At 47.6% G+C, this 26883-nt stretch carries 26 protein-coding genes; 7 read left to right on the plus strand and 19 right to left on the minus strand.

Annotated features, from left to right (window positions below; all coding sequences use genetic code 11):
* Positions 1 to 35 precede the first annotated feature (35 nt).
* The 3 genes from NQS30_RS10120 to lytF all read left to right on the plus strand — a co-directional run bounded on the left by NQS30_RS10120 (position 36) and on the right by lytF (position 3750).
* Entirely contained in the window at positions 36 to 1550 is a 1515-nt protein-coding gene (locus NQS30_RS10120; RefSeq protein ID WP_015239475.1) for a mechanosensitive ion channel, read from the plus strand.
* 132 nt (positions 1551 to 1682) lie between these two features.
* A complete protein-coding gene (gene nsrR, locus NQS30_RS10125) occupies positions 1683 to 2117 on the plus strand; it encodes a nitric oxide-sensing transcriptional repressor NsrR (RefSeq protein ID WP_007409277.1) in 435 nt (144 codons plus the stop codon).
* A gap of 178 nt (positions 2118 to 2295) precedes the next feature.
* On the plus strand, positions 2296 to 3750 hold the full coding sequence (lytF, locus tag NQS30_RS10130; RefSeq protein ID WP_015239474.1) for a peptidoglycan endopeptidase LytF: 1455 nt from the start codon (positions 2296 to 2298) through the stop codon (positions 3748 to 3750).
* A 44-nt stretch (positions 3751 to 3794) separates the two neighbouring features.
* Here lytF and NQS30_RS10135 read toward each other — a convergent pair whose 3' ends face one another.
* Positions 3795 to 4118, minus strand: a complete 324-nt coding sequence (locus NQS30_RS10135) for a DUF3889 domain-containing protein (RefSeq protein WP_007610300.1) — start codon at positions 4116 to 4118, stop codon at positions 3795 to 3797.
* 190 nt (positions 4119 to 4308) lie between these two features.
* Between NQS30_RS10135 and NQS30_RS10140 the strand changes: the two genes are divergently transcribed.
* Positions 4309 to 4551, plus strand: a complete 243-nt coding sequence (locus NQS30_RS10140; RefSeq protein ID WP_003155335.1) for a YhdB family protein — start codon at positions 4309 to 4311, stop codon at positions 4549 to 4551.
* Positions 4552 to 4564: 13 nt separating this feature from the next.
* On the opposite strand, the gene NQS30_RS10145 is transcribed toward NQS30_RS10140, so the two are convergent.
* From NQS30_RS10145 to NQS30_RS10205, 13 genes are all read right to left on the minus strand, one after another.
* Positions 4565 to 5089: an NADPH-dependent FMN reductase gene (locus tag NQS30_RS10145; protein WP_015239473.1), complete on the minus strand. Its 525-nt coding sequence runs from the start codon at positions 5087 to 5089 to the stop codon at positions 4565 to 4567.
* Positions 5089 to 5733, minus strand: coding sequence for a response regulator (locus tag NQS30_RS10150; RefSeq protein WP_015239472.1), 645 nt, complete (start codon positions 5731 to 5733; stop codon positions 5089 to 5091). Before NQS30_RS10150 ends, NQS30_RS10145 begins: the two co-directional genes overlap by 1 nt.
* Positions 5733 to 6860: a GAF domain-containing sensor histidine kinase gene (locus tag NQS30_RS10155; RefSeq protein WP_015239471.1), complete on the minus strand. Its 1128-nt coding sequence runs from the start codon at positions 6858 to 6860 to the stop codon at positions 5733 to 5735. Before NQS30_RS10155 ends, NQS30_RS10150 begins: the two co-directional genes overlap by 1 nt.
* Positions 6861 to 7005: 145 nt before the next feature.
* Positions 7006 to 8748, minus strand: a complete 1743-nt coding sequence (locus NQS30_RS10160) for a phospho-sugar mutase (protein ID WP_012117166.1) — start codon at positions 8746 to 8748, stop codon at positions 7006 to 7008.
* A 139-nt stretch (positions 8749 to 8887) separates the two neighbouring features.
* Entirely contained in the window at positions 8888 to 10555 is a 1668-nt protein-coding gene (gene glpD / locus NQS30_RS10165; RefSeq protein ID WP_003155341.1) for a glycerol-3-phosphate dehydrogenase, read from the minus strand.
* A 137-nt stretch (positions 10556 to 10692) separates the two neighbouring features.
* Positions 10693 to 12183 (minus strand): glycerol kinase GlpK, encoded by a 1491-nt coding sequence (glpK, locus tag NQS30_RS10170; protein ID WP_007409284.1) that lies wholly within the window; start codon positions 12181 to 12183, stop codon positions 10693 to 10695.
* A 16-nt stretch (positions 12184 to 12199) separates the two neighbouring features.
* Positions 12200 to 13027: an MIP/aquaporin family protein gene (locus tag NQS30_RS10175; RefSeq protein ID WP_015239469.1), complete on the minus strand. Its 828-nt coding sequence runs from the start codon at positions 13025 to 13027 to the stop codon at positions 12200 to 12202.
* A 172-nt stretch (positions 13028 to 13199) separates the two neighbouring features.
* The gene (locus NQS30_RS10180) at positions 13200 to 13775 is read right to left on the minus strand and encodes a glycerol-3-phosphate responsive antiterminator (protein WP_007409286.1); all 576 of its coding nucleotides are present in this window, start codon (positions 13773 to 13775) and stop codon (positions 13200 to 13202) included.
* Between the two features lie 16 nt (positions 13776 to 13791).
* Complete coding sequence (locus NQS30_RS10185; RefSeq protein WP_095352277.1) at positions 13792 to 15144, minus strand: aspartate aminotransferase family protein; 1353 nt, start codon at positions 15142 to 15144, stop codon at positions 13792 to 13794.
* A 244-nt stretch (positions 15145 to 15388) separates the two neighbouring features.
* A complete protein-coding gene (locus NQS30_RS10190) occupies positions 15389 to 16927 on the minus strand; it encodes a bifunctional GNAT family N-acetyltransferase/carbon-nitrogen hydrolase family protein (RefSeq protein ID WP_007408451.1) in 1539 nt (512 codons plus the stop codon).
* Positions 16920 to 17609 carry an HAD family hydrolase gene (locus NQS30_RS10195; protein ID WP_003155347.1) on the minus strand — a complete coding sequence of 230 codons (690 nt, stop codon included), beginning with the start codon at positions 17607 to 17609 and terminating at the stop codon, positions 16920 to 16922. Before NQS30_RS10195 ends, NQS30_RS10190 begins: the two co-directional genes overlap by 8 nt.
* Positions 17610 to 17736: 127 nt before the next feature.
* The gene (locus NQS30_RS10200) at positions 17737 to 18159 is read right to left on the minus strand and encodes a CBS domain-containing protein (protein WP_007408449.1); all 423 of its coding nucleotides are present in this window, start codon (positions 18157 to 18159) and stop codon (positions 17737 to 17739) included.
* A 130-nt stretch (positions 18160 to 18289) separates the two neighbouring features.
* Positions 18290 to 18685, minus strand: coding sequence for a DUF5365 family protein (locus NQS30_RS10205; protein WP_015239467.1), 396 nt, complete (start codon positions 18683 to 18685; stop codon positions 18290 to 18292).
* 109 nt (positions 18686 to 18794) lie between these two features.
* Here NQS30_RS10205 and NQS30_RS10210 point away from each other — a divergent pair, with 109 nt between their 5' ends.
* A complete protein-coding gene (locus NQS30_RS10210; RefSeq protein WP_007408447.1) occupies positions 18795 to 19703 on the plus strand; it encodes an RluA family pseudouridine synthase in 909 nt (302 codons plus the stop codon).
* Here the strand turns inward: NQS30_RS10210 and NQS30_RS10215 are convergent.
* Positions 19700 to 20296, minus strand: coding sequence for a class D sortase (locus NQS30_RS10215; RefSeq protein ID WP_012117161.1), 597 nt, complete (start codon positions 20294 to 20296; stop codon positions 19700 to 19702). The two genes, NQS30_RS10210 and NQS30_RS10215, sit on opposite strands and share 4 nt — an antisense overlap.
* Positions 20293 to 22347, minus strand: coding sequence for a 5'-nucleotidase C-terminal domain-containing protein (locus NQS30_RS10220; protein ID WP_069006980.1), 2055 nt, complete (start codon positions 22345 to 22347; stop codon positions 20293 to 20295). The genes NQS30_RS10215 and NQS30_RS10220 overlap by 4 nt, the downstream gene beginning before the upstream one ends.
* Positions 22348 to 22539: 192 nt before the next feature.
* Between NQS30_RS10220 and NQS30_RS10225 the strand changes: the two genes are divergently transcribed.
* Complete coding sequence (locus NQS30_RS10225) at positions 22540 to 23202, plus strand: spore coat protein (RefSeq protein WP_015239464.1); 663 nt, start codon at positions 22540 to 22542, stop codon at positions 23200 to 23202.
* Here the strand turns inward: NQS30_RS10225 and NQS30_RS10230 are convergent, their stop codons facing one another.
* Both NQS30_RS10230 and NQS30_RS10235 read right to left on the minus strand, forming a co-directional pair.
* A complete protein-coding gene (locus tag NQS30_RS10230) occupies positions 23203 to 24105 on the minus strand; it encodes a hypothetical protein (RefSeq protein ID WP_014417278.1) in 903 nt (300 codons plus the stop codon).
* 120 nt (positions 24106 to 24225) lie between these two features.
* Positions 24226 to 24765: a YhcN/YlaJ family sporulation lipoprotein gene (locus NQS30_RS10235; RefSeq protein WP_003155362.1), complete on the minus strand. Its 540-nt coding sequence runs from the start codon at positions 24763 to 24765 to the stop codon at positions 24226 to 24228.
* A gap of 144 nt (positions 24766 to 24909) precedes the next feature.
* On the opposite strand from NQS30_RS10235, the gene NQS30_RS10240 reads away from it, so the two are divergent.
* On the plus strand, positions 24910 to 25296 hold the full coding sequence (locus tag NQS30_RS10240; protein ID WP_218791539.1) for a hypothetical protein: 387 nt from the start codon (positions 24910 to 24912) through the stop codon (positions 25294 to 25296).
* A 104-nt stretch (positions 25297 to 25400) separates the two neighbouring features.
* Here the strand turns inward: NQS30_RS10240 and NQS30_RS10245 are convergent, their stop codons facing one another.
* Positions 25401 to 26792 carry an L-cystine transporter gene (locus NQS30_RS10245; RefSeq protein ID WP_218791538.1) on the minus strand — a complete coding sequence of 464 codons (1392 nt, stop codon included), beginning with the start codon at positions 26790 to 26792 and terminating at the stop codon, positions 25401 to 25403.
* Positions 26793 to 26883 lie beyond the last annotated feature (91 nt).

The following is a 26883-nucleotide window of genomic DNA, read 5'->3' on the forward strand; positions in this document are numbered from 1 at the left end:
ACACCATACCCCAAAAAGAAAAGGAGCGATTCTACTTGAATACAGCAGACATGCTTACGACGTATCTCAGCAAACTCCCGAATCTGATCATCGCACTGCTCGTCCTGCTTATCGGCTGGGGCATTGCCAAAATCATTGAAAAAGCCGTATACAAAGGCCTGCAAAAAACAAAAATCGACGACAGGCTGTTCGCCGAAAAAAAGCCGGCGCGCTATTCCTCAGAAAAAGTCATCAGTAAAGTCATTTATTTTATCGCATTAATCATCGTTTTTATTCTATTCTTTAACATTCTGCATCTGACAACCGTGGCTTCGCCTTTTGTCAGCATGCTGTCAGCGATAACGGCGGCTGTGCCGAGCATTTTAAAAGCCGGCCTGATTCTGCTGTTGGGCTGGGCGGCCGCTTCGCTTTTCAGCTATCTCGTCAAAAAAGCGGGCATGAAACTCGCTGAAAACGGCCGGCTCAGAAAATGGACAATGGTGTCTGAAGAAGCGGAGATGAGCAGATCCGTTACGGCCGCTTCACGAATCGTTTTTTACTTCGTCTTGCTCTTGTTCCTGCCCGGCGTCTTGGCCGCTCTCCAGATCAGCGGAGTATCAGGGCCGTTTACAAATATGATCCAAAGCGTTTTGTCCTTTATACCGAAATTATTCGCCGCGGCGCTGATTGTTTTAATTGGCTGGCTTGTTGCCCGTCTCGTCCGTGATATCGTCACAAACTTTCTGGCGAGTATCGGCACGGAAAGGCTCGCCGCACGTATGGGGCTTTCTATTTATCTGAAGGATACAAGCCTGTCGGCAATCATCGGAACGATTGTCTACGTGCTGATTTTCATTCCGGTGATCATTTCTGCGCTTGACCGGCTTGATGTGGCGGGTATTTCTGAACCGGCGTCAGCCATGCTGCACACGGTCTTCACAATGCTCCCTAATATCATCATCGGTATCGTGCTGATCATCGCCGGCATCTGGATCGGAAAATGGGTCAACAGCATTGTATCCGGGCTCTTGCACCGGGCCGGTTTCGACTCTCTTCTCGGTAAAATGGGCTTTGAACAGACGGGTACCCCGAAGCTGACGCTTTCTCAGACGGTCGGCATGATTGTTCAGATCATCATCGTCCTGCTCTTTACGGCAGAGGCGCTGCAGCTTGTCCATCTCGAATTTCTCGTTGTTATCGCAACAGGTATTATCGCTTACCTGCCTAATGTTCTGGCCGCTGTATTTATTCTCGGAATCGGGCTTTTGGCCGGACAGCTCGTCAGCAGGCTGCTTGCCGGCATGCTGAGCGGAAAGGAATTCAGATTCCTGGCGCCGCTTGCGAAATATACCATTATCACTCTTTCAATCTTTATGGCGCTGGATCAGCTCGGTGTCGCCGACACGATCGTAAATGCCGCGTTTATTCTGATTCTGGGCGGTTTCGCGCTTGCCTTCGGACTTTCATTCGGTCTTGGCGGAAAAGAATTCGCCTCCCGTTATCTCGCAAAATTGGATCGCAAAATTGAAAAACATCAATCGGCTGACGATCGGAAGCCGCCGATGTCTTAACGAAAAAAACGTGCGCTCAGAAGGAGCGCACGTTTTTTTTTGAGTTAAGGGGGCAAATTCCTTTTTTTTCATTTTAGATTCATATATGATAGACTGTAACAGAAGCAAAATCTCTTTTTTCGAGGTCATTCTATGAAATTAACGAACTATACCGATTATTCTTTACGCGTTTTGATTTTTTTGGCTTCCAGACATTCCGACGAACTTTCCAACATAAAAGAAATCGCAGATACTTATTCCATCTCTAAAAACCACCTCATGAAAGTCATTTACCGCCTCGGCCAGCTCGGGTATGTCGAAACGATCCGGGGCCGGGGAGGCGGAATCCGATTAGGAATGACACCGGAAGACATAAACATTGGAGAAGTCGTTCGAAATACAGAAGACGACTTTAACATCGTAGAATGCTTTGACTCCCAAAAAAATCTCTGTATCATATCTCCCGCCTGCAACTTAAAGAACCTTCTGAATGAAGCCCTGCAAGCTTACCTGGCCGTTTTAGACAAATATACGTTAAGGGATCTGGTCAAAAACAAAGAGGAGATTATGAGACTGCTCAGAAGCTGAAGGAATGCCCGCATTCCTTCTTTTTTTATGCCGGCATAAGAAAAAAGGACTATTTCTATTAATATGATAAACGATTGCAGACAAGTGCCGATATAAAGATTATCATTACTGATATCCTCACCTTGCGGCTGCAACGAATGGGGATAGTAAAATCATCGCAGGAAAAGGGAGATTCATTATGAAAAAAAAGGTAGCGGTCGGTTTGACTGCATCTGCGATCGTCGGGTCTGCGTTAGCTGTAACACCGGCAGAAGCACAAACGATTAAGGTTAAAAGCGGAGATTCATTATGGAAGCTTGCCCAAAACTACAATACAAGCGTGGATGCCATTACATCAGCGAATCATCTAAAATCCACCGTTATTTCTATCGGGCAGACGCTCAACATTCCTAACGGCAAATCAGATTCCGGCAGCAAAAAGCCATCTTCAAAGAACAGCGGCACGACTAAAAGCGTTTATACAGTGAAAAGCGGCGACTCGCTGTGGCTGATCGCATCTGATTTTAAAATGTCCGTACAGGAACTGAAAAAGTTGAACGGTCTGACAAGCGACTTAATCCGCGCCGGACAGAAGCTGCAAGTGACGGGGAAAGTTTCCTCAAGCACCGATCAGAAAAAAACCGCTCCTGGCAGCAGCTCAAACAGCAGCAAAAAGCAGTCATCATCTTCCGGGACGTATAAAGTCAAACTCGGCGATTCACTATGGAAGATCGCAAACAGCGTCAATATGACCATTGCGGAACTCAAAGTATTAAACAACTTAAAAACGGATACGATCTACGTAAACCAAGTCCTGAAAACAAAAGGAACGTCTTCTTCGGGAAACACGCCGTCAAAAGACAATTCAAACCAAAATAAAAACCAGACGCAAACGTCCTCCTATACAGTAAAAAGCGGAGACTCACTCTGGAAAATCGCAAACGCATACAACATGACGGTTCAGCAAATCAGAAGCATCAACAAACTGACGTCAGACATGCTTCGGGTCGGACAAGTGCTTAAGCTGACCAAAACGTCATCTTCCGGCTCTTCGTCTTCACCGTCAACTCCGAACCAGTCCGGAGATACAGGGAAAACCACTACATATACCGTGAAAAGCGGGGATTCTTTATGGGTGATTGCCCAAAAGTTCAATGTGACCGCCCAGCAGATCCGCGAGAAAAACAATCTGAAAACAGATGTTCTTCAAATCGGACAAAAGCTGACGATTACCGGGCAGCAGACAAACACAACACCGAATCAGTCCGGCAACACAGGCGGCACAGGTTCAACAAGCGCGAAGATTAATGTAATGATCGATGCCGCAAAAGCTCAGCTGGGCGTACCGTATGTATGGGGCGGGACGACGCCGAGAGGCTTTGACTGCAGCGGTTTCATTTATTACGTTCTCAATAAGGTCACTTCTGTATCCAGACTTTCAGCCGCAGGCTACTGGAATACGATGACATCAGTCAGCCAGCCGGCGGTCGGTGACTTTGTCTTTTTCTCAACTTATAAAGCCGGACCTTCCCACGTCGGTATTTATCTCGGGAACGGCCAGTTTATTAATGCCAACGATTCGGGTGTCGTTATTTCCAGCATGAACAATTCCTATTGGAAACAGCGTTACCTCGGCGCAAAACGTTTCTTCTGATATCTGACAAGCTGTACGGCCTCAATTAGGCTGTGCAGCTTTTTTTACAGTCTGAAAATATTAATGCTGATCACATGTTTTGTCACGGGATGGAAATACACTTCAGCACGGGATGAAAACGTTTCTTTTGTTGTTTGCACCGTTACGCGAAACACATCTTTCGTCTGTTCCCGGTTCACTTTTGTACGGCCCATGTACGAATAATCGGTAAGCTCGGCCCCCTTGTATTCACGTTCAAGCTGGTTCCATGCGAGCTGCTCCCATTTTTCAACTGATGGATCAAGGTGTTCTGTATGCCCTTTTTCAGCGATCGAGGCAATGAGAATGCCGCAAAACAAGAGGGCAAGCGCAAATGGAAGGGATTTCATCTTTATGTTCTCCTGAGTCGTTTTTTGTCAATCTTAGCGTGTCCAAAGAAGAGACGGATATGCGGTTTTATTTTATGTCTCCCTCATATTGCTATGCCGCTGTGATAAGGACACCAACTTTTCCCCCGTTGCATCGGTCTTCGACGGCATAAACTAACGGAGAACTTCTCATTGAAAGGAGAAGCGTTAGATGGATCATGCCGATTATGACAAAGCCTTGTATTACACACACCGGTCTCAATGGGACAATTTGTTAATATTGATGGTTCGTACAAAAGATGATTTATTATCAAAGCGTATTGAGCACTTTCTGCACGCGTATCATTTCGAATATGATCATGCGGTGCTTGAAAAAGAGCTGTATTCCCTTCTCGGGTATATTGATCATGCGACAGAGCTCGCTTATGAAGATCAATTAGCCATGCTGACATAAAACAATCCCGGCGTCAGACGCCGGGATTTCTTATGTTTGTGAACATATTCAGCTCTTCGATCATCTCTTTCAGGCTGACAGCCATATCCTCAGATACGGTCCGGCGCTCCATGTCGATGTGAATCGGGTCTAAGACCAGCTGTTTCGGGATGACATTTGCATAGACGCCCCGCATGACCGTCCGCATATTCGCCAGCGCGTTCATGCCTCCTTTTCCTCCGCCCGCCGCGGCCATGATTGCCACCGGTTTGTATGCCCATTGATCGCTGCTTAAAAAATCGATGGCGTTTTTTAAAGCGCCGCTCATGCCGCTGTGATACTCGGGAGATAATAAGACGACGGCCGCCGACTTTTTCACCTGCCGCCTTAACTCTTGCACTGAAGGCAGCTCGTTCTGTTCTTCTTCACCGTTATAAAGCGGCAGTTCACTTTCGCTCAAATCAATAAAATCGGTATGAAACCGATCTCTTATATAAGAAGCGGCAATTCTAGTCCGCCCGTTTTTTCTCGGTGTTCCGCTGATCACTAATATGCTCATCATTTTACCGCCTTTCCAAAAACATTATATTTTACCGCATACAATGCCGCCTGCGTCCGATCGGAAAGATTCAGCTTTGACAGCAGGTTGGACACGTGGGTCTTCACTGTTTTTTCTGGAATAAACAGTGCCGCCGCAATTTCCTTATTGCTTTTCCCTTTGGCTATTTCTTGAAGAACATCTTTTTCACGAGGGGTCAGCTGATCATATTTTTCCTTATCCTGATCATCCTGAACCATATGGGTCAGCACGTGAGGCACAATATCCGCCGACAGCCGGTAACGTCCGGAATACACTTCCCGAAGCGTTTTTACTAAATCATCGGGCTGGGCGTCTTTCAGCTGATACGCTTTTGCGCCGGCTTTAAGGGCGGGAATGACATGCTCCTGATCAGAATAGCTCGTCAAAACGACGATACTGATGTCCGGAAATCGTTCCGCCGCAATTTTTGCCGCTTCTATGCCGTCCATATCAGGCATTGATAAATCCATCAGAATGATGTCCGGCTCCGTCTTTTCAGCTTGCTGAAGCGCTTCAGCACCGGTGGACGCCTCACCGACAACTTCAATGTCTTCCTGAGTGGCGAAGAAATAGCGCAGTCCTTTGCGGACAACGTGATGATCATCAGCAATCACAATTTTCATCAATCAGACCTCCTGTCCCGAAACGGAAGCCGAACGGAGACAATCGTTCCGGCGCCAAGCTCGGATTGCAGTGTAAAGCGGCCGCCGATTGCTTCAGCCCGCGCTTTCATGCCGGCCACGCCGAGCGATGGGAGCACAGCATGCGCATCAGCGCTGAAGCCCGCTCCACGGTCGCTAATATGAAGCTCAGCGCAATCCGGCTTTTTAACGGCGGAAATGATAACCCGGTCCGTTCCCGCATGCTTTTTACAGTTATTCAAGGCTTCCTGGGCGATCCGCCAAAGCGCGTGTTCCTGTTCATCTGTAAGCTCCAGCTCATCCTCCATTTCACAAACGGCTTCCAGGCCGATAAGAGCGGCATAGCTTTTGATCGACGCATACAGCCCTTTCGTCAAACTTTCCGGCTTCAGCTGCCAAATAAGCGCCCTCATTTCTGTTAGCGCATCATGAGACAGCTCTTGAATAAACGTAATCATCTGCCGGAGCCGATCATCATCTGTAAAGCTCTTTGCGGCTTTTGCCGTTAAGCTGACAGAAAACAGCATTTGATTGACGGAATCATGCAGCTCTTGCGCAAGTCTGCTTCGTTCCATCAACAGGGCGTTCTTCTGCTCAAATTCGGCCAGTTTCATCCGCTGAATCGCCGTTCCGATTTGAAATGCAACCGCTTCAAGAAGATGCAGTTCTTCTTCGTTGAAAAATGTCTTTTCGCTTGCGGCGACGTTTAATAAACCGAACTTCCGGCCGCCGTCCTCAAGCGGTACGGTCGCATGATGGGTAATGCCCTCTGTATCGCGGCAGTTCGTCGTCTGTTCCGCGAATTCAATCCGTTTACAATTCATTATGTTTACGGCCTTTGTCAATCCGCCATTGCTGAATTTGGTCAGACAATAGCATTCCCCGCTGCACATGAGTGCATTTTCCCGCTGACCGAGAGCCGGCGGTAAATAAGCGGATGCGGCGAGCGTATAAGATCCGTCCGGCTCAATCAGAAAAATCCACCCTGTCTGCAGCCCGGTCAGGCTGAGCAGTTCGCGAAGCACTTTATCAAGCGCTTCCTTTAGATCGTGGCTTTGGTTTAAGGTTTCCGCAATCGCTTTTAACGTTTCTACCGTCGTTTTCGTCAATTTCCCTCACTCCGGCCAATCAGAATTATCCATATTATATCAATTCTTTTCTGTATATTCCTTTGTTTTCAGCATGAATTTTCCTCATACTTTCGGATGAGGCGTATAAAAAAACCGCCGGATGTCGCTTCCGGCGGTTTGTTGTTTATTTCGTTTTTTCCACTATGCCATCTACCGTTTTCATGACGGCTTCAGATAATGCGGCAAGACGCTGTTCGCTGTCTTGTAAAGAAGTTCCCTTCACGGCGAAATAGAACTTCACTTTCGGCTCCGTTCCTGATGGACGAAGGCAGAACCAAGAGCCGTCTTCAAGGAAATATTTCAGGACATTTGACTTCGGCAGATCAATATCTTCTTCATGATGATCGGCAAATACAGTCCGTTTTCCCGTTGAATAGTCTTCAGCCTGCGTGATTTGTTTTCCGGCCATCTGCTTCGGCGGATCGTTTCGGAAGGAAGTCAGGATAGCGGAAATCTGCTCTGCTCCCTGTTTTCCTTTTAACGTCAATGACTTCAAGCCTTCACGGTAATAACCGTATTCTTTAAAAATGGACAGCAGCGCGTCATAAAGCGACATGCCCTGCTTTTTATAAAAGGCGCATACCTCGACGGCTAACAGCGCAGCCTGTATCGCGTCTTTGTCACGCGCGAAATCGCCGATTAAGTAGCCGTAGCTTTCTTCATACCCGAACTGGAACGTGTATTGGCCTGATTTTTCATATTCTTTGATTTTTTCACCGATAAATTTGAAGCCTGTCAGCGTGTCAACCGTATCTAATCCGAACGATGAAGCGACGGCGCGGCCCAATTCGCTCGTGACAATCGTTTTCATGACGACACCGTTTTCAGGAAGGGCGCCCTGTTTTTTCTTCTCGGAAAGCAGGTAATGCAATAAAAGCGCGCCTGTCTGGTTTCCCGTCAGCACTGTGTACTTGCCTTCGCTGTTTTTTACGGCAATGCCGAGACGGTCGGCATCCGGGTCCGTAGCGACGAGAATATCAGCGTTTTGTTCTTCTCCGAGTTTAATGGCATATTCGAATGCCGCGTGCTCTTCCGGATTCGGCGATTTGACGGTTGAAAAATCCGGGTCCGGCAGCTCTTGCTCCTTTACGACGGTGACGTTTTTGTAACCGAGTGCTTCAAGACCGCGGCGCACCGGTTTATTTGCCGTGCCGTGCAGCGGAGTGAACACGACGCTGACATCCACTTCAGCCGAAAGCTCGGGATGTACGGAGATGGAAGTCAGTTCTTCAGTATACGGTTTATCAATTTCTTCACCGATTATTTTAATCAAACCTTTTTCTTTCAGCGACTGTTCATCTTCAACTTGAATCGTTAATTCATTTTCTATGGCATTCACTTCCGCAATGACGATGTCCGCTTCTTTCGGCGGCAGCTGTGCGCCGTCATCGCCATACACTTTATATCCGTTATATTCAGGCGGGTTATGGCTGGCCGTCACGACGATACCGGCATAAGCGTTCAGCTTTCTCACCGCAAAAGACAGCTCAGGCGTCGGGCGGAGCTCATCAAATACGTATGTTTGAATGCCTTGGGAAGCAAGGGTTTTTGCAGCTTCCATCGCAAACTCAGGAGATTTATGACGGGAGTCGTATGCGATCGCAACCCCTCTTTTTTTCGCGTCTTCCCCCTGTTTCGCGATATACGCCGCAAGTCCGGCGGATGCTTTGCGGACCGTGTAAATATTCATCCTGTTCGTACCCGGCCCGATTTCTCCTCTCATGCCTCCTGTTCCGAACTCAAGATTTTTGTAGAAAAAATCTTCCAGCAGCTGCTCGTTTCCTTCTGCGTCCGCCAATAATTTTTTCAATTCTGAATCTAATTGTTCGGCCTGATTCCAGCGTTCGTAACTCTTACTCCAACTCATGTTCGTCCTCCTATAATTTCAGCTTATGACCATATTTTAATATGAAGCGGCTGCCCGTGTCACTTGATAACTTAACCAAATGCTTTATGTAAAAAGATAAAAGAAGGGCTCATGCCTTTTCGGCACAGCCCTCCGGTTATTATTGTTCGAGCGGAACAACCGCGTCGTGCAGCAGCGTATTTAACCACTCAGTGTGTTTTTCTTTCGTTTCGTCATTCCATTGGAATCGGTCGCTCATGTAATCAATCACGGCTGTTTTATACGTTTGCACCCATTTGATGTCGAAGAACAGTCTTCCCGTTCTGCGGACGAAGAAATCGGCAGGTGTCGCAGCCATTTCTTCTTCGATGCTGTAAGCCGCTTCCGCCAGAATGTGAACCGGAATCTGGCGTTTTTCCGCTTCGTCTTTCAGACCTTCAATCCGGCTGAATACATTTTCAACGTTAGAGCCGTATCTGATGGCTAACTGCTTAGCGGTTTCCTGTGATAAACCGATTTTCAAGCCGTCTTTTGTCTTTGCTTCCACAAATGACTCGAAGTTTTTAGAGCCGCCGACATGTCCGCCGGAAATCGGCATCGTCTTCGTCTTGCAGCCGCCGAAGTCCTGGCCGCCCTCTTCTTTCAAGCGGTCGCGGACAAGATCGACAATGTGCTCAGCCATTTTACGGTAGCCCGTCAGTTTTCCTCCGGCGATCGTAATCAGGCCTGATTGAGATGTCCAGATTTCATCTTTACGGGAGATCTCAGACGGGTCTTTCCCTTCTTCGTGAATAAGCGGTCTGAGGCCGGCCCAGCTTGATTCAATATCGTCCGCCGTAATGTTCAGTTCCGGGAACATATAATTGATGGAGCTGACGACATAATCGCGGTCCTGCACCGTCATGCGCGGGTGCTCAAGTTTTTGTTTGTAAACCGTATCGGTCGTACCCACGTATGTTTTTCCTTCACGCGGAATGGCGAACACCATCCGGCCGTCCGGCGTATCAAAGTACACCGCCTGTTTAAGCGGGAATACGGATTGGTCGAATACGAGATGGACCCCTTTTGTGTGCTGAAGATGTTTTCCGCTTTTGCTGTGGTCTTTTTCTCTCAGCTCGTCGACCCACGGACCTGTCGCATTGACGATTTTTTTGGCGTAAACTTTGTATTCCTTGCCTGACAGCAGATCTTCAATTAAAACGCCGACAACTTTTCCTTTTTCATAAAGCAGTTCTTTCACTTTAGAATAGTTGACAGGCTCCGCACCGAATTTAACGGCTTCTTTCATGACTTCAATCGTCAGTCTCGCATCGTCCGTCCGGTATTCTACATAATAGCCTCCGCCTTTTAAGCCGTCTTTTTTGACGAGCGGCTCTTTTTGCAGCGTTTCTTTAGCAGACAGCATGCTTCTGCGCTCTGATTTTTTTACTCCCGCTAAATAGTCATACACACGCAGGCCGATGGAAGTAGAGAATGAACCGAACGTGCCGCCTTTATGAAACGGCAGCAGCATCCATTCCGGCGTCGTGACGTGCGGGCCGTTTTCGTACACGATGGCACGTTCCTTACCGACTTCTGCAACCATTTTGACTTCAAATTGCTTCAGATAACGCAAACCGCCGTGGACAAGTTTTGTGGATCGGCTTGATGTGCCGGCCGCGAAATCCTGCATTTCGCTCAAAGCGACTTTCATTCCCCTTGAAGCAGCGTCAAGCGCCGTGCCGGCACCCGTAATACCTCCCCCTATAATAAACAGATCGTATGTTTTTTTAGTCATGTCTTCCAGCATATGATCCCGTTCCAAACTTGAAAATTGGTGATTCATCATTACGTTTCCTCCTTGTTGTCACGGTATAGAAAAAGAGACCACAACAGCCAAAGCGCAGTTATCACTTTGGTGCTGTGGTCTCTCCTCATCTCAGGACCGTTCCTATTAACTTGTTTTCAGTATACCACATTTTTATCTTATTTAAAAGCCATAGCTGCATTTACTGCTTTTTTCCATCCGCCGTACAATTCATCGCGTTTTTCATCTTCCATTTCCGGTTTGAATTGCTTATCAAGGTTCCATTGATCAGCGATTTCAGTGCTGTCCTTCCAGTAGCCGACAGCGATTCCGGCCAAATACGCGGCACCGAGCGCCGTCGTTTCATTAATTTCCGGACGTTCGACCGGCACATCAAGCAAGTCGCTTTGGAACTGCATGAGGAAGTTATTTTTTACCGCTCCGCCGTCTACACGCAATGTTTTTAAAGAGATGCCTGAATCAGCCTCCATGGCATCAAGCACATCTTTCGCCTGATAAGCGAGAGATTCAAGCGTAGCCCGGATAAAATGCTCCTTCGTCGTTCCGCGTGTCAGGCCGAAAACTGAGCCGCGCACGTCACTGTCCCAGTACGGTGTGCCTAATCCGACGAAAGCGGGCACGACATAAACACCGTCAGCGGAATCCACACGCTCTGCGTATGTCTCGCTTTCTTTTGAATCTTGGAACATCCGCATGCCGTCTCTCAGCCATTGGATAGCAGAACCTGCGACAAAGATGCTTCCTTCCAGTGCATACTCGACTTTTCCGTCTAATCCCCAGGCGATTGTCGTCAGAAGGCCGTGATCAGAAGTGATGGCTTTTTCTCCGGTATTCATCAGCATAAAGCAGCCTGTGCCGTATGTGTTTTTCCCCATGCCTTCTTCAAAGCACGCCTGACCGAACAGCGCAGACTGCTGGTCTCCGGCCGCTCCCGCAATCGGAATGTTTTTACCGAAGAAATGATAATCAACCGTTTTCGCGTACACATGAGAAGACGGTTTCACTTCCGGCAGCATTGATTTCGGCACGCCTAAAATATCAAGCAGCTCGTCATCCCATTTTAATTCATGTATATTAAACATCAGCGTTCTTGAAGCGTTGGAATAATCCGTTACGTGCGCCGCCCCTCCGGACATTTTCCAGATGAGCCATGAATCAATCGTTCCGAACAGAAGACTTCCGTTTTCCGCTTTTTCCCGCGCGCCTTCTACATTGTCAAGAATCCATTTGACTTTCGTTCCTGAGAAATAAGGGTCGATCAAAAGTCCCGTTTTTTCTCTGAATGTATCATTATATCCTTTTTCACGAAGCTCTTCGCAAATGCCGGATGTTTGTCTCGATTGCCATACAATCGCATTGTATACCGGCTTTCCGGTATCTTTATCCCATACGACCGTCGTTTCCCTTTGGTTCGTGATGCCGATGCCGGCAATTTGATCAGCGCTGATTCCGGACTCGGAGATCACAGTCGCGATAACGGCGAGCACCGATCCCCAAATTTCGTTCGCATTGTGCTCCACCCAGCCCGGCTGAGGGAAATGCTGTGTGAATTCCTTTTGAGCGGAATGCACGATTTTTCCTTCTTTATTAAAAAGAATCGCTCTTGAACTTGTTGTGCCTTGGTCAATTGATAAAATATAGGTCTCCATGATGCCGCTCTCCTTTTTAAATATATTCAGAATTTGATAATGTTTTCTGTGATTGAGATTTCTTGGTATAAATATAGAGTATGAAAAGCACTACAACCATTATAACGCTTACAAACCAAAAGCTAGGTGTCACATTTCCTTTAAACGCGGCATTGTAAAATACGCCGCCGAACGCACCGCCCATGATCGGACCGATTACGGGAATCCAGGCATATTTCCAATTTGACGGCCCTTTTTTCGGAATCGGCAGAAAGGCGTGAGCGATTCTCGGCCCCAAATCCCGCGCAGGGTTGATCGCATATCCGGTCGTCCCTCCAAGAGAAATCCCGATGGCAACGATGAGGAATCCGACAATCAGCGGGTTCAGCCCTTTTGTAAATTCATTCGCTCCGATTGCCAAAATGCCGAGCACAAGCACAAACGTACCAATGACTTCACTTATCATATTCCCAAATGTATGAGGAATACTCGGGCCGGTCGAGAAAACGCCCAGTTTAGCGGCCGGATCATCCGTCGCCTTCCAATGCGGCAGATAATGAAGGTACACAACAACCGCACCGATCATTGCTCCGATCATCTGTCCCGCAATATAAACAGGAACCTCTTTCCAAGGAAAGCTGCCTTCAAGCGCAAGGCCTATCGTTAAAGCCGGATTCAAGTGGGCGCCGCTGATGCTGCCGACGGCATATGCCGCCATGGCTACTCCCAATCCCCAGCCGAATACAATAACAATCCATCCGGATTGGTATGAAAGCGATTTCTTTAAATTGACTCCCGCACAAACGCCGCCGCCGAAAATAACAAGCAGCATTGTACCGATTACTTCTCCCCAAAATGCTGTCATCATCATTCCTCCTAAATGACATAATAGCAGGTTTGACAGAGTTATAGAGAATAAAAAACCCACAACAAACCGCTTTACGCTTTATTGCTTCCGTAAAGAGCTGTTGTGGGTCTCCGGGTCTCCATCACATAGTATTAACCTAGGTCTATTGTAACAATGGGTGTAAGCGGTGTCAATCTTTTTTTGTCATAGAATGTTCATATTTAGCCCATAGGTCGGTGTCTGAAGTCGTCACGGCCGTGGCTCCTGCCTGCAAGGCGTTTTCAACGTCCTGCTCCGTGCGGATGAAGCCGCCGGCAAAAATCGGAATCCCCGTCATTTCTTTAATTTCTCTGATTAAAGTCGGAACGATGCCCGGGAGAACCTCGATAAAGTCAGGCTTATGCTTCCCGACGAATTCCATGCTTTTCTCCATGGCGCTCGTATCTAAGAGAAACAGACGCTGGATCGCGTATATTTTCTTTTGTTTCGCTTTGACGATGACTGATGATCTCGTCGAAATGATGCCCGCGGGCCGGATATCCTGGCAAATGAACTCCGCACCGTATTCATCATGCTTAATGCCGTGGATTAGATCGACGTGAACCATCAGAAGTTTTCCGTGTTTTTTCGCTTCATTCACGACACCTTTTAATTGACCGAGGTGGATATCTAAAATGACGCCGTATAAGAACGGACTTTCTAAAAATGCATCGAATTGCTTCATGTTCCGGATTGCCGGTAGAATCTGCTGGTTGTGAAAACTCATGTTTTACTCCTTTACATTAAAAATCAATGCTCAGCACGCTTTCCTTGACGGTCGAAATGATGAAAGAGAGCTCCTCGTCCGACAGGCAAAAAGGCGGAGACAGCTGAATGACATTATTATATCCCGCTACAGTATCGCCATTTTTCCCGACAAGCAGGCCTTTTTCTCTGCACACGGTGATGACGTGCTGCACAAGGGCGGCATCAGCGGGTTCCTTCGTGATTTTGTCCTTGACGAGCTCAATGCCGGCAAGAAGGCCCTTGCCCCGTACATCTCCGACCGCCGGATGTTCTCTGAGCGGCTCAAGCTCACGGAGCAGCCTTTCTCCAAGCTCCCGGGAGCGGGCGATCAGATTTTCGTCCTCCATCAATTGCAGGTTTTTCAAAGCCAGGGCGCAGGCTGCCGGATTGCCTCCGAATGTATTCACGTGCCGGAAGCGGCCGTACGGCTCACCGCCCGAATACGCCTCAAAAATCTCCCGTTTTACTGCCGTTGCCGACAGCGGCAGATAAGCGCTCGTAATGCCTTTTGCCATTGTGACGATGTCCGGTGAAACGCCGTAATGCTGAAATCCGAACGGCTCTCCCGTGCGGCCGAAACCGCAAATGACTTCATCACTGATCAGAAGCGCGCCGTGGCGGCGGCAAATGTCCTCTACCTTTGCCATATACCCGTCCGGGGGCATCAGTATCCCTCCGCCTGTAATAATCGGTTCCATAATAACGCCGGCAATCGTTTCGCTTAACTCCCACGTCATGATCCGGTCGATTTCATGCGCGCTTTCCAATGTGACGGCATCGCCGGGATTCCGATAAAGATCAGGCGGCGCCGCGTGCAAAAAACCTTGTGAGAGCGGCTCATATTTATACTTTCTCTGCGCCTGGCCGGTAGCGGCGAGCGCCCCCATCGTATTGCCGTGATAGCCTCTGTACCGGGAGATGAATTTGAAGCGGCTGTGATCGCCGTTTTCAATGTGGTATTGGCGGGCAATTTTGAACGCGGTTTCATTTGCTTCCGATCCGCTGTTGGAAAAGAAGATTACATAATCGCCGCCGAGCCATTCATTCAGTTTTTCCGCAAGCTCAATCGCGGGTTGATGGCTTTGGGTCAGCGGATAATAAGGAAGCTCCTTCAATTGACTGTAAGCCGCATCGGCAAGTTCCTTTCTCCCGTATCCGATATTGACGCACCACAGGCCTGACATGCCGTCCAAATACCGTCTGCCGTCAATGTCCGTAACCCAGGCGCCTTCCCCTTTTTGGACGATTATGCTGTCATCCGGCTCCGCCCCTTTCATCGCGTGCCAAATCAGCTCTTTATCCTTTTGTTTGAGTGACTGATTTTTTTGTACATGTTCCACACCGCTCATCTCCCTTTCAATATCATTGCACTGTATCGAAAGCTGCCCGGCTTCTGACGCCGATTCTCTTGGTGAAGTTTTCCTCTTAATAAGAATATAAAGGCGCGGCATGGGCGAGTCAATAAAGCGGCGGCAATTAAAAAAACGCTTTCTCCCAGAAAGCGAAAGGGCTACAAGAGCATATCCCGAAACCGGGGCCGGTGCAAGTGTTTTTATAAAAAAACCCGCCCCTTAAGCGGAGCGGGCGTTTTTTTTATTTCAGATGCGTAATCCGGTAAATATCTTTGCGCCGGTCTTTCAGCTGGCGCACGGTTCCGTTTTCACGCTGCCTTCTTAATATTTCAAGGTCCACGTCCCCGATCACGACCATTTCGATATTCGGATTCGTTTCACCGACGATTCCGTCTCTGGCAAATTCAAAATCAGACGGAGCAAAAATGGCTGACTGCGCGTATTGAATATCCATATTTTCTGTTTGCGGCAGGTTTCCGACCGTACCTGAGATGACGGTGTAAATTTGGTTTTCAACCGCTCGCGCCTGAGAGCAGTACCTTACGCGCAAGTAGCCTTGGCGGTCTTCAGTGCAGAACGGCGTAAAGATAATTTTCGCCCCTTGATCCGCGGCAATTCTCGCAAGCTCCGGAAATTCAATATCGTAACAGATCTGAATGGCGATCTTTCCGCAGTCCGTATCAAATACGCGCACCCTGTCTCCGGCGCTGATGCCCCACCATTTCCGCTCATTCGGCGTAATGTGAAGCTTATATTGTTTTTCAATCGTGCCGTCACGTCTGAATAAGTAGGCGATGTTATAAATTTTCCCCTCTTCTTCAACGAAGTGGGAGCCGCCGATGATGTTGACATTATATTTCACCGCGAGATCTGTAAAGAGGCTGATATAGTCCTCGGTATATTCGGTAATCCTCTGAATGGCCAGACTCGGAGAACGCTCCTCGAGGAAAGACATGAGCTGCGTCGTGAAAATCTCCGGGAACACCGCGAAATCAGATCTCGCATCGGAAGCCACATCGACATAATATTCAACCTGATTGGCAAATTCCTCGAAGGAGTAAATCTTTTTCATTTCATATTGAATGACGCAGATGCGCACCGGAAATGCCGATTTGTAATAGCGCTTCGATTGCGGCAGGTAATCGACATTGTTCCATTGCATTAATGTCGCATATTTAATGGACGCGGTGTCATCCGGGAGATAATTCGGATTGATCCGCATGAGCGTAAATCCGTTCATCAGCTGGAAAGAAAGCACCGGATCATAAATCTGATGGCGCGTCACCTGTTCGACATAAGCTCTCGCCGTCATTTCTTCCGCATACTTATGATAATTCGGAATCCGCCCGCCGATAATGATGCTTTTCAGATTCAATCGTCTCGCCAAGTCTTTTCTCGCCTCATACAGCCGGTGTCCGATCTTCATCCGTCTGTATTCCGGGTGAACCATTACCTCAATCCCGTACAGATTCAATCCGTCCGGGTTGTGGTTCGTGATATAACCGTCGTCTGTAATGTCCTGCCACGTGTGGCGGTCATCATATTCATCGAAATTGATGATCAGGCTTGAGCATGAACCGATAATTTCCCCTTCATACTCGGCGCAAAACTGACCTTCCGGAAAGTGCGCGAGATGGCTGATTAAATGCTCAGGCTCCCACGGCTCCATCCCCGGAAAACAATCCTTTTGCAGTTCAATAATTTTGTTAATATCTTTCTCTTCCATATTCCGTATGACCATTTTCTTTTCAAAACGGGTCAGATCAAGTTTCTCAGACAATGCTGCTTCCCCCTGCCGGTTCGTTTTGATCGTTCAATCGCTGTAAGAGTAATTCAAGTTCCATTTCCGCCATCGATTCCAGTCTGTGATCGTATTCTTCAAATAACAGGGCGCTTGTTACCTTATTCGGCACGATGACACATTTCATGCCGGCCCGTTTGGCTGCGATAGAGCCGTTGACCGAATCCTCAAAGGCCAGACATTCAGATGGTTCAACGCCTAAATGTTCCGCAGCTTTCAGATAGAGCTCCGGATTCGGCTTCACTTCTTCTACGTCGTCAGCCGTCTGAATCACTTCAAATTCATCAAACAGGCCTAATTCCTTCAGATGGCCCGATACCCATTTGAAATCTGAGCTGGACGCGAGCCCCACCTTCAATCCTAATTCTTTTGCCGCGGCTAAATAAGCTTCCACCCCGGGGCGCGCCGTTTCCGTCTTCATCCGCTGTTCGAAGCGCCCGCGCCTGATCGCCGTCAGTTCATCATGATCGAGCTTTCTTCCCAGCTGCTCCTCTAAATATGCGAACGGCTTAAACCCCGCGGCCGTTCCGATCACCTTTCCCCAGACGGATAAAGGCAATGTTGAACCGTGTTCTTCAAACATTTCCTGCAGCACTTCATATTCATGGGTTTCTGTATCTAAAATTAACCCGTCAAAATCAAAGATTAATGCTTTTATCAATGGTTACAGCTCCTTTAGTTAAACGTACTGACCTATGTATACACTATACCGTGAATTTCTTTCGCGTTCAAAATGTAACATTCTGACGGAAAGAAGAGCCTGCATAAGTGCAAGCTCTCTTCATCCGTTACTGTGTGTTTTGACTGGAAATATTGGAAAGAGCCGCTCCCGCAGACTCATTTGAACGCTGATCAACCGCTAAGTCTCCAAGCGCAACGATCCCGACCAGATGATTTTGATCGACAATGGGAAGGCGGCGGATTTGGTGTTGGGCCATCAGATGTGACGCCTCTTCAAGACTCATTTCCGGGTTTCCGGATACAACTGCAGAAGACATCACGTGTGAAACAGGTGTTTGGCCGTCGCGGCCTTGAGCCGTTGTTCTCAATGCGATATCACGGTCTGTCAGCATTCCTTTTAATTCCCCTCCGTCAACGACGGGAATTGCTCCGACATTATGCTGGTGCATCAGCGCAGCCGCTTCCTGAATCGTTTGATTGGGAGAAACGGTAGCCACGTGGGTAGTCATTGATTGTTTGATTGAACTCATTGTAAAGCACCCCTTTCGATATTTATTATGCTCGGGGATTTGTCTCATTATAAAGGGAGTTAGAGGAAAGAAATTGTGGTATCATGTCAAGGAAGCAAAAAAGAGCCTGTCAAAAGGCTCTTTATACCCGTCAGATCAGCCTTCTGTGACTGCAGGCTTCTGATCCGGCCCCTGTCTCGAAATCATCATAGGTAAAGGGAAAATTCATTCCGCATTCATTCAGCAAAGCGCAATTTTTATCAAACAGCGCCCGCTCTTTGACATCATATACCGGGTGCGGCTTTGACAGCATGATATGTACCGTTTGCAGACAAGCCATAATTTGAAACGCTTCTTTTAAAGTTCCTTGGTAACGTTGGTTTTGTAATGATAATACGCCCCTTTTTTTAAAGCGCTGAATTTCCAGTTCGGAGAAATAAAGAGGAAAGACATTTTGAAACAATTCAGAGGAAAGCTCTTGTATCGCGCTTTCTTGTCCGTCAGTCGCTGCGTTCACAATTCTCACATCAATCACCTTTCTTGCCATGTGAATATCCTTAATCTTTATCAAGAATAGCATAGAAAAAAACGCGAAAGCTAAGGTAAGTGTTTCCTATTGAAACAGCCGCTTTCCGCTTGAAAAGGAGCTTTATGATATGAAACAAAATGACCGCGGTCTGGAACTCCTGATTACGGAAAAGCACGCCGGACAATGGCTGTTTTCAGTCCTGAAATCTGAATTCCAGGCGTCAAAACCCGTAATTACGGAATGGATGAACCAAGAAAGCATTCAGGTGAATCGAACATCCCCGAAAAACAACATCATACTGAAAACCGGAGATCGCTTATTCATTGATCTTCAGGAAAAAACGGGTTCTTCGGTGACTCCGGAATACGGAGAGCCGGACATTTTATTTGAGGACAATCATATGCTGATTGCAAATAAGCCGGCGGGAATGCCGACTCATCCAAATGAAGAGGGTCAGACCGGCACCCTCAGCAACCTGATCGCTTACCATTTTCAAATCAACGGCGAGCAGGCGAAAGTGCGCCACGTTCACCGTCTTGACCGTGACACGTCAGGCGCGGTCGTTTTCGCGAAACACCGCCTGGCCCATGCAATCCTTGACCGTCAGCTCGAAACCAAAACATTAAAACGCACCTATATCGCCGCGGCGGAAGGAAAAGTCACGCCTAAAAAAGGCACGGTTGACTCGCCGATCGGCCGCGACAGGTCACATTCGGTCAGACGGCGCGTCTCACCCGGCGGACAAGCTGCCGTCACCCATTACAAAGTGAAAGGCTATCATCCCGGTGCGCAGCTTACATTGGCAGAGCTTGAACTGGAAACCGGGAGAACACATCAAATCAGGGTGCATATGGCAAGCATCGGCCATCCGTTGGCGGGCGATGACCTGTACGGCGGAAGCAGGACGCTGTTTCACAGGCAGGCGCTTCACGCAAAAAAAGTCAGTGTCGTCCATCCGATCTCAGGAGAAGAAATCGTTGCCGAGGCGCCGATGCCGGCTGATCTGGCTCATTTTACCGAAACGTATTTTTCTTAAACCGGGTCGGCATATATAATATATCGTTTCGGCGCATTTCCAATGTAAGAAAATGGATAGCAAGTGGTCAGGATCAGTTCCTCCCGCTTGTGCTGAAGGGTGATGACAGATGTATCATCCCGGCTGACGATTTTTGTACGGCTGATTTTATAAGAAAACGTGCCGTAAGACAAAATCACGTTCAGTCTGTCTCCTTTTTTCAATTCGCCGGTCCGGCGGAACACCGTGTCCCTGTGGCCGGATAACACAATTTGGCCGTGATCGCCCGGATAATAGCTGTCCTTATAATGTCCGACGCCTTTTGCTAAATCATCTGCGTCAGTCCCTTCCACGATCGGGAGCTCAGCGTCGATTTCAGGGATTTCTAAAATGCCGCTTGCCTCACCCGTTTCGGGGTGAAATTCTTTTTTGCGCTGTGTCAGCACAGCGCTTTTTGTTTCGTTCTTTTCCAAGACAGGTTCTGTTGCTTTTTTTGCTTCTTCAAGCGAATGGTTCGTTTTCATATGTGAATCAATGATCTTCCAGCTTCCGTAACATGTGATGATGATACCGACGATGATGACGAGAAGCGGAATATGTTTCAGTTTGTTCATCGTGTGCGGGTTCCCCTTTTCTTTCTGAAAAGCCAATATACGCCGGCACCCGTGATCACCAGGCCGGCCAATGCCGTCTGATGGCTGCCCGCTGAAGTATCAGGCAATGGGCGGCCTTTTTGTGTGCCGCTTTCAGTCTGATTTGTGCTTTGTTCCGAATTTGCGGCAGACGCCGGACGGGATTCGGGAATTGACTGCACTGTATCAGATGCTGTTTCTTTTACGACAGGACGTTCAGGTTTTTTGGTTTGATCAGGCTGTTCTGCTGCATCCGGTTTTTTAGCGGGTTTATCCGCTTGCGGTTTTTCTCCTTTATCAGGCCTGGTGCCGCCCGGTGTTTCCCCGCTTCCCGGCTGATTGCCGGTGTCATCAGGTGTTTCGGCGGCTGATGCCGTGCGGATGCGGCCGTCGGTTTGATAAGAAATCGGTGCGGAAAAGCTTTTGACATAGTCTACTGTCGCTTCCAAATCCTCAGGCCCCGTCACCGGATTCTTGCCGAGTTTCCCGATCGGACCGTATTTTGCCCCCGCTGCCGTCGCCATAAATTGATTGACTGTTACTGTATATCCTTTTTCGGGCTGTATGTCTGTCCCGTCCGCCATTTTCATTTCAACCGCTTGTCCGGTTTCCGGGTTCCATGTATAGGAAAATCCGCTGATGCTGTAATCCGGACCGTACACCGGAGAAATTTGCGCGTTAATGATCTCCCGCAAATCTTTTCCTTTGATTTCAAGCTTCGTCAGCACATTGCCGAACGGCTGTACATTATAAAGGTCTCCCCATGTGATCGGCCCTTTTTTTAAGCCGTCCCGGATGCCTCCCCCATTCATAAGCGCAAAATCGGATTTCATCTTCGCTTTCATACCGTCGGCAATCAGATTTCCGAGCGCCGTGTCGCCGTCATTTGAATACCCGCCCTTTATATCATGGGCCGCTTCCCCGACCGCTTCGCTGATAATCGGTTTCACTTTCTCTTCATATTTGCTTAATATGCCTGCCGCAGCCGGGTCAGGCTTGATTTTACTTTGATCGATATATTGGATTTCCGCTGATTTTTTCACGATATCCTTCGACTCTTTATCAAGTTCAAGATCGGCGATTCCGATTGCTTTTCCGTATTCAAATGCCTGCACGATCAGCTTGCCGTCGATTTCTCCGTTTACGACTTTATGATTGTGCGCGGCGAAAATCACATCAATCTCTGAGTCTGTTCCGCTTGCAAGCTTTGCGGATTCTCCCGTGATTGCTGAGCCATTTTGTTCAGCAGACATATGGGCGAGCACGGCGATTGCTTTAATTCCTTTTTTCTTCAGGTCAGCGGCGGCGTCATTGACGGCCTTTACCTCATCCGTAAACGTAATATCTTTAATTCCGTCCGGGATGACCATGCCTGCCGCCGATCTGGTTACAACCCCGATAAATGCGACCGGAATTCCGGAAACGTATTTAATTTCATACGGCGGCAGAAAGGACTCCCCTGACTTCAGTTTACAGTTGGCGCAGACGAGCGGGAAATTTTGGCCGTCATAACCGCTTGTCCCCTTACCGTCCGGATGATCTCCTCCATTGATGATCCGTTTAAGCTCATTCGTTCCTTCATCGAATTCGTGATTGCCGACAGTTCCGACATCAAAACCGATGTCTTCCATCAATTCTACTGTCGGTTCATCCTGAAAAAGGGCTGACACGGGAGAGCTGCCCCCGATCATATCGCCCGCATGCACGACAAAGGCGTGTTCTTTCTCGGCTTTCGCCTTTTTAATGTACGCTGCGGCGTAGTCCATCCGCCCGAACGTGCCATCCGGTTTACCGTCTCCGTTAAGGTCAAGCTCATATTGCTGATCAATTTTTCCGTGCAGATCATTCATGCTGATGATTCTGAGCGGGACACGGCCGGAGTCTTCTGTCTGCTGTTCTTTATACGCTTTATCCATTCCAGCTTCATTCAGTGATCCTGCTTGTCCGATTGCTTCCGCATCTTTCACGCTGAACATCAAAAAACAAACCGTCAGCAAACAGCACGTAAGACGCATACCCCTTTTTTTCTTCATTTATTTCCCCCCTGTCTTCTAAGAAATACGTTAGCTTATTTTCTTTAAAATCACATCACTTTTTTGTAAAGATTGTCTTCACTGGCGCAAAATAGTAAATAATCCCCACGTAACGAAACAGGACTTGATGTATAACGGATCGGCTTTTTTCACATCTTAATGATGATTTGACATGAAGGAGGAAAACAACCAGTGGAACAGCAGCAGAATCAGCAGCAGCCAGTAAATCAGGGGATTCCGGGTTCACCGCAAGTGAATCACGGAGGACATGAGCTTTTCGATATGCATGAAGTGCTGGCCGGAACAGTCGGCGTTTTGGATCAATTTATGATGCTCAGACAGTTTATACAGGATCAGCAGCTGGCCGACATCCTTGACCGCCAGTATCAATTCATTCTCGGACTCTATAATCTGACGGCAGAATGCTTTAAGACCGGCCAAAAGCCTTCTCAGGAAACGTCGACATATATGATGAAGGAACAGAACCAGGCCGTCTACGGTATAAAACCGACTCAGCCGAAAAAACCGAATCAATCATTAAATGATGTCAAAGATCTCGGGATCAGCGGCCATATGCTCGGCCTGATTAAAGCGCAAGCTTCTCTCTTGACGATGAGCTCGCTTGAAATGACCAATCCCGTCACTAGAAGAGTGCTCTCCGCCCAAATTCAGCAATATGTCGAAATGGCGTTTGAAATCTTCTTATACCAAAACAAACACGGTTATTATCAGGTTCCTCAGCTCAATGCACAAGATATGCAGACCATGCTGAATTCATTTGCACCGGCCCAGGGACAGCCGCAAATGCCTCCGATTAAAGGACAAATGGGACAGCAGCAGCAAAACCTCCATTGATTAAAAAACGGCGTTGGAAACCTGACTCTCCAATGCCGTTTTCTTTTTTTCATATGCTTTTATGAAATCATGTTCAAATTGTTTCAGGCTTTCTTTCGTAGCTGCTTCAAAGCCTTTTTCAAAATCCTGTGTTTCGGCGGTTTTGTTGATAATGGTTAAGATAATGCCTTCTCCGAATGTTTCGGTTAAGTCCTTTATCATATAGAAGCTTTGCAAATAGACATCCGTTTCATATTCCATACGCGATTTCTGCCATTTTCGGTCGGTCGTTAATTGATCAAACGGCACGACGGAAAATGCAATCGGATCAATGACTACATCATAATGCGCGACCCACTCGCTCAGCCCCTCATGAAACCAAAGCGGAAATACAGACGTATCCGTCCCCAATTGCCGCGTTTTTTGATGAAACGCGTAGTGTGTATATTCATGTATAATCAATTGCTTATACATGAAAACGGCCAGCTCATCTTTTTTCAAAAGCTGTTTTTTCTCTTCAGGCAAAAGCCCCATCATCTGCTCCTGTTCTGAATAAAAACCGACTACATTTTTCAATCCTGAATATTGCTCCATTTCAGCTTCATCCGAAAAGAAAATGAGTTCAAGCGGCGCTGCACCTTTATAGCCGACAATGATTTGATTGATACGCTTTGCGTGGTCCAGCGTAAGCTTGGTCAGATCCAAGAGCGGCTTTTCATCCGCCGTATAGTAAATCGCTGTATGTTTGTAAATTTCTTTATTCATGTGTTCAGTCACTTGTTCCTTCGTCGGAACAGAGCGGCTGTTTTGGCCTGACAGGACGTACATCATACTTACTGAAACGGCTGAACTGACAGCCAATATGACAAGGACTCCGCACAGGATCAGAGTGAATGCCGCCCGTTTCCCCATGCCGTCACGCAAACAAGCTCCCCTCCCCGATCCTTTCATTTTCATCTCATTCTTTACTTTATGCTCAGGAGCGCTGGGTCGTGACGGCAGATAAAATAAAAAAGCCGCAGCAAATGCGGCTTTTCCATTCATTTATTTATTGGGGTTTGGGAATACACGCTGCACCATTTGGCCGAACTCATCAAACAGACCGGATACAGGATGTCCGTTTTGGATTCGTTTTCCGTAGCCTTGCATACGTTCAACGAAGTCCGGGTTCGCTGATACATATACAGTCCGGACATGTTTATCGGCTGATTTCACCTTATCGGTAATCTTATTTTTTAAATGGTTGGCGATGGCGCCTTTTTGTCCGTTTGTCAGAACAACGGCTACATAAGCGCTGTTTCCGGCAACGATCACAGTCGCATTTTTAACCTCTTTTAAATCAGTCACCTTGTCGGCGGCTTTATCAGCCACTCTCAGGTTACGATTGTCATTGTGATCGGTATTTTGGTTATGACGGTTCACTGTATTCATATTTGTCGCACCGTCGTTAGGCGTGTTGCGGTAATTTACATTCTGGGTGCGGTTGTCATTTCGTTTTCCTTCTCCTTGGTTCCCCATACTGCACCCTGCGGTAATCAGCATCGGCAGAAGAAGGGCAGAGATAACTGCTTGCTTTTTTATCATGTGAATTCCTCCTTTCTCACTTTACGTATAGGTTTTTCTATTCGGCGGGATTTATGCACGCCGTTTGCATTCTGAGCGGTTTGGATAAATATCAGAAGGAAAGGGAAAGGTAAGCGTAATCAATTGAATGAGGAGGGATTTAACTTGTTCAGAAAAAAAAGCGGCGTCAGCCCGTCAGCGCTGCTGATCGGATCATCGATTCTGATTGCAGCTTTATCACCCGAAATCCGCCGGAAAATCTCCGGAATGGTTTCAGGCAGAATGCAGCATAAAGATGGCACACACTCCATGCAGCCTGCTGACCTGATTCAACAGGCGTTCGGCGGGGAATCCGGCGGACAGCAGCATGAGCAGACTTCCCGCAATCACTCCGGCTCATCCCATACGGACAGACAGGCAGACCGCACAAAAGAAACTTCGCCGAAGCCTCACTATACCGAGCCGATTCACTTCGAAGAAAGCGCGGTTAATGTTTTAAATGACAGCACCGTGATGAATATGCTGGAAGAAATTGAACCCGGAAATCATTAGAAACGAAAAAATCCTTCATTCGTTCAACGATGAAGGATTTTTTCGTTTTAGCGCTCTATCTCATATTTTTCTATAAGAGAATGAACCATTGATCTGCTTTTTTGTTAAGCTTCTTCAGCTTCAATAACGATTGAGGAATCATTGTACACCGCGGTATCGGTTTCCTTCGTCATTTTACTTGTTAACAGCCCTGCGGTCATACTGCCACTGACATTTAAGGCGGTGCGCCCCATGTCAATTAACGGCTCAATTGAAATGAGCAGTCCGGCAAGCGCGACAGGCATGTTCAAAGCGGATAGGACGAGCAGAGCCGCAAATGTCGCGCCGCCTCCCACGCCTGCTACACCAAATGAACTGATTGCCACGATGGCGATGACGGAAATGATAAATCCCGGTTCAAACGGGTTTTGTCCTACTGTCGGCGCAATCATCATCGCGAGCATCGCCGGATAAATACCGGCACAGCCGTTTTGACCGATTGATAAGCCGAATGAACCGGCGAAGTTCGCAATGCCTTCCGGTACGCCCATGCTTTTTTGTGTTTTAATATTGAGCGGCAAAGCCCCTGCGCTTGAACGGGACGTAAACGCAAACACCATAACCGGAAATGCTTTTTTCACGTATGTGATCGGATTTAAACCGCTGAACGTGATCAGCAGCAAGTGAATGATAAACATGGCGATAAGCGCGGCGTATGAAGCGATCACAAACATCCCCAGTTTCGCAATGCTGTCGATGTCGCTTGTCGCGATCGTTTTGGTCATAATCGCCAATACCCCGTAAGGCGTCAGTCTTAAAATTAATGTCACGACGCGCATAATAATCGCGTAAACCGCATCGACAATTCCGCTGAATGTCGCTGCGTGCTCCGGCTGCTTCCGTTTCACGCCCAGAAAAGCGATGCCGAGGAAAGCGGCGAAAATAACGACTCCGATGGTGGAAGTCGGTCTGGCTCCCGTGAAATCAAGAAACGGATTCCCCGGCAGAAGCTCAACGATTTGCTGAGGCAGCGTTTTGGCCGTCATATCCTCAGATTTTTGCTGCAGCTCCTGACCCCTTGATAACTCAGTGCTCCCCTGGTCGATATGAACGGCTTTCAGATCAAAGGAAAGCGCCGAAACAATTCCGACTGCCGCGGCAATTGCTGTCGTAGCGATCAAAATTCCGATGATCAGACCGCTGATTTTCCCGATGTTATGGGTCAGTTTAAGCTTCGTAAATGCGCCGAGAATAGAAATAAAGACTAGCGGCATGACGATCATCTGAAGCAACTTGACATAACCGCCGCCGACGATATTAAACCAATCGGCCGTTTGTGTCACGACATGTGAGGCCGGCCCGTAAATCAATTGCAGCGCAAAACCGAATACAATGCCTAATCCGAGCGCGGTAAAGACACGTTTAGAAAAGGAAACGTGTTTTTTTTGCATAACAAACAGACCTGCTATAAACAAAAACAAAATAAAAACATGTAAGATTACAAATAAATTCTCCAAAACAGGTAAACACTCCCTTGCTCATTATCCTTAAACACTATATTACATCAATTCCGATCGGTCAAGTAAGAATTGACAATATATGTATTTT

Source organism: Bacillus sp. B1(2022) (assembly GCF_040259625.1).
Taxonomy (GTDB): Bacteria; Bacillota; Bacilli; order Bacillales; family Bacillaceae; genus Bacillus; species Bacillus velezensis.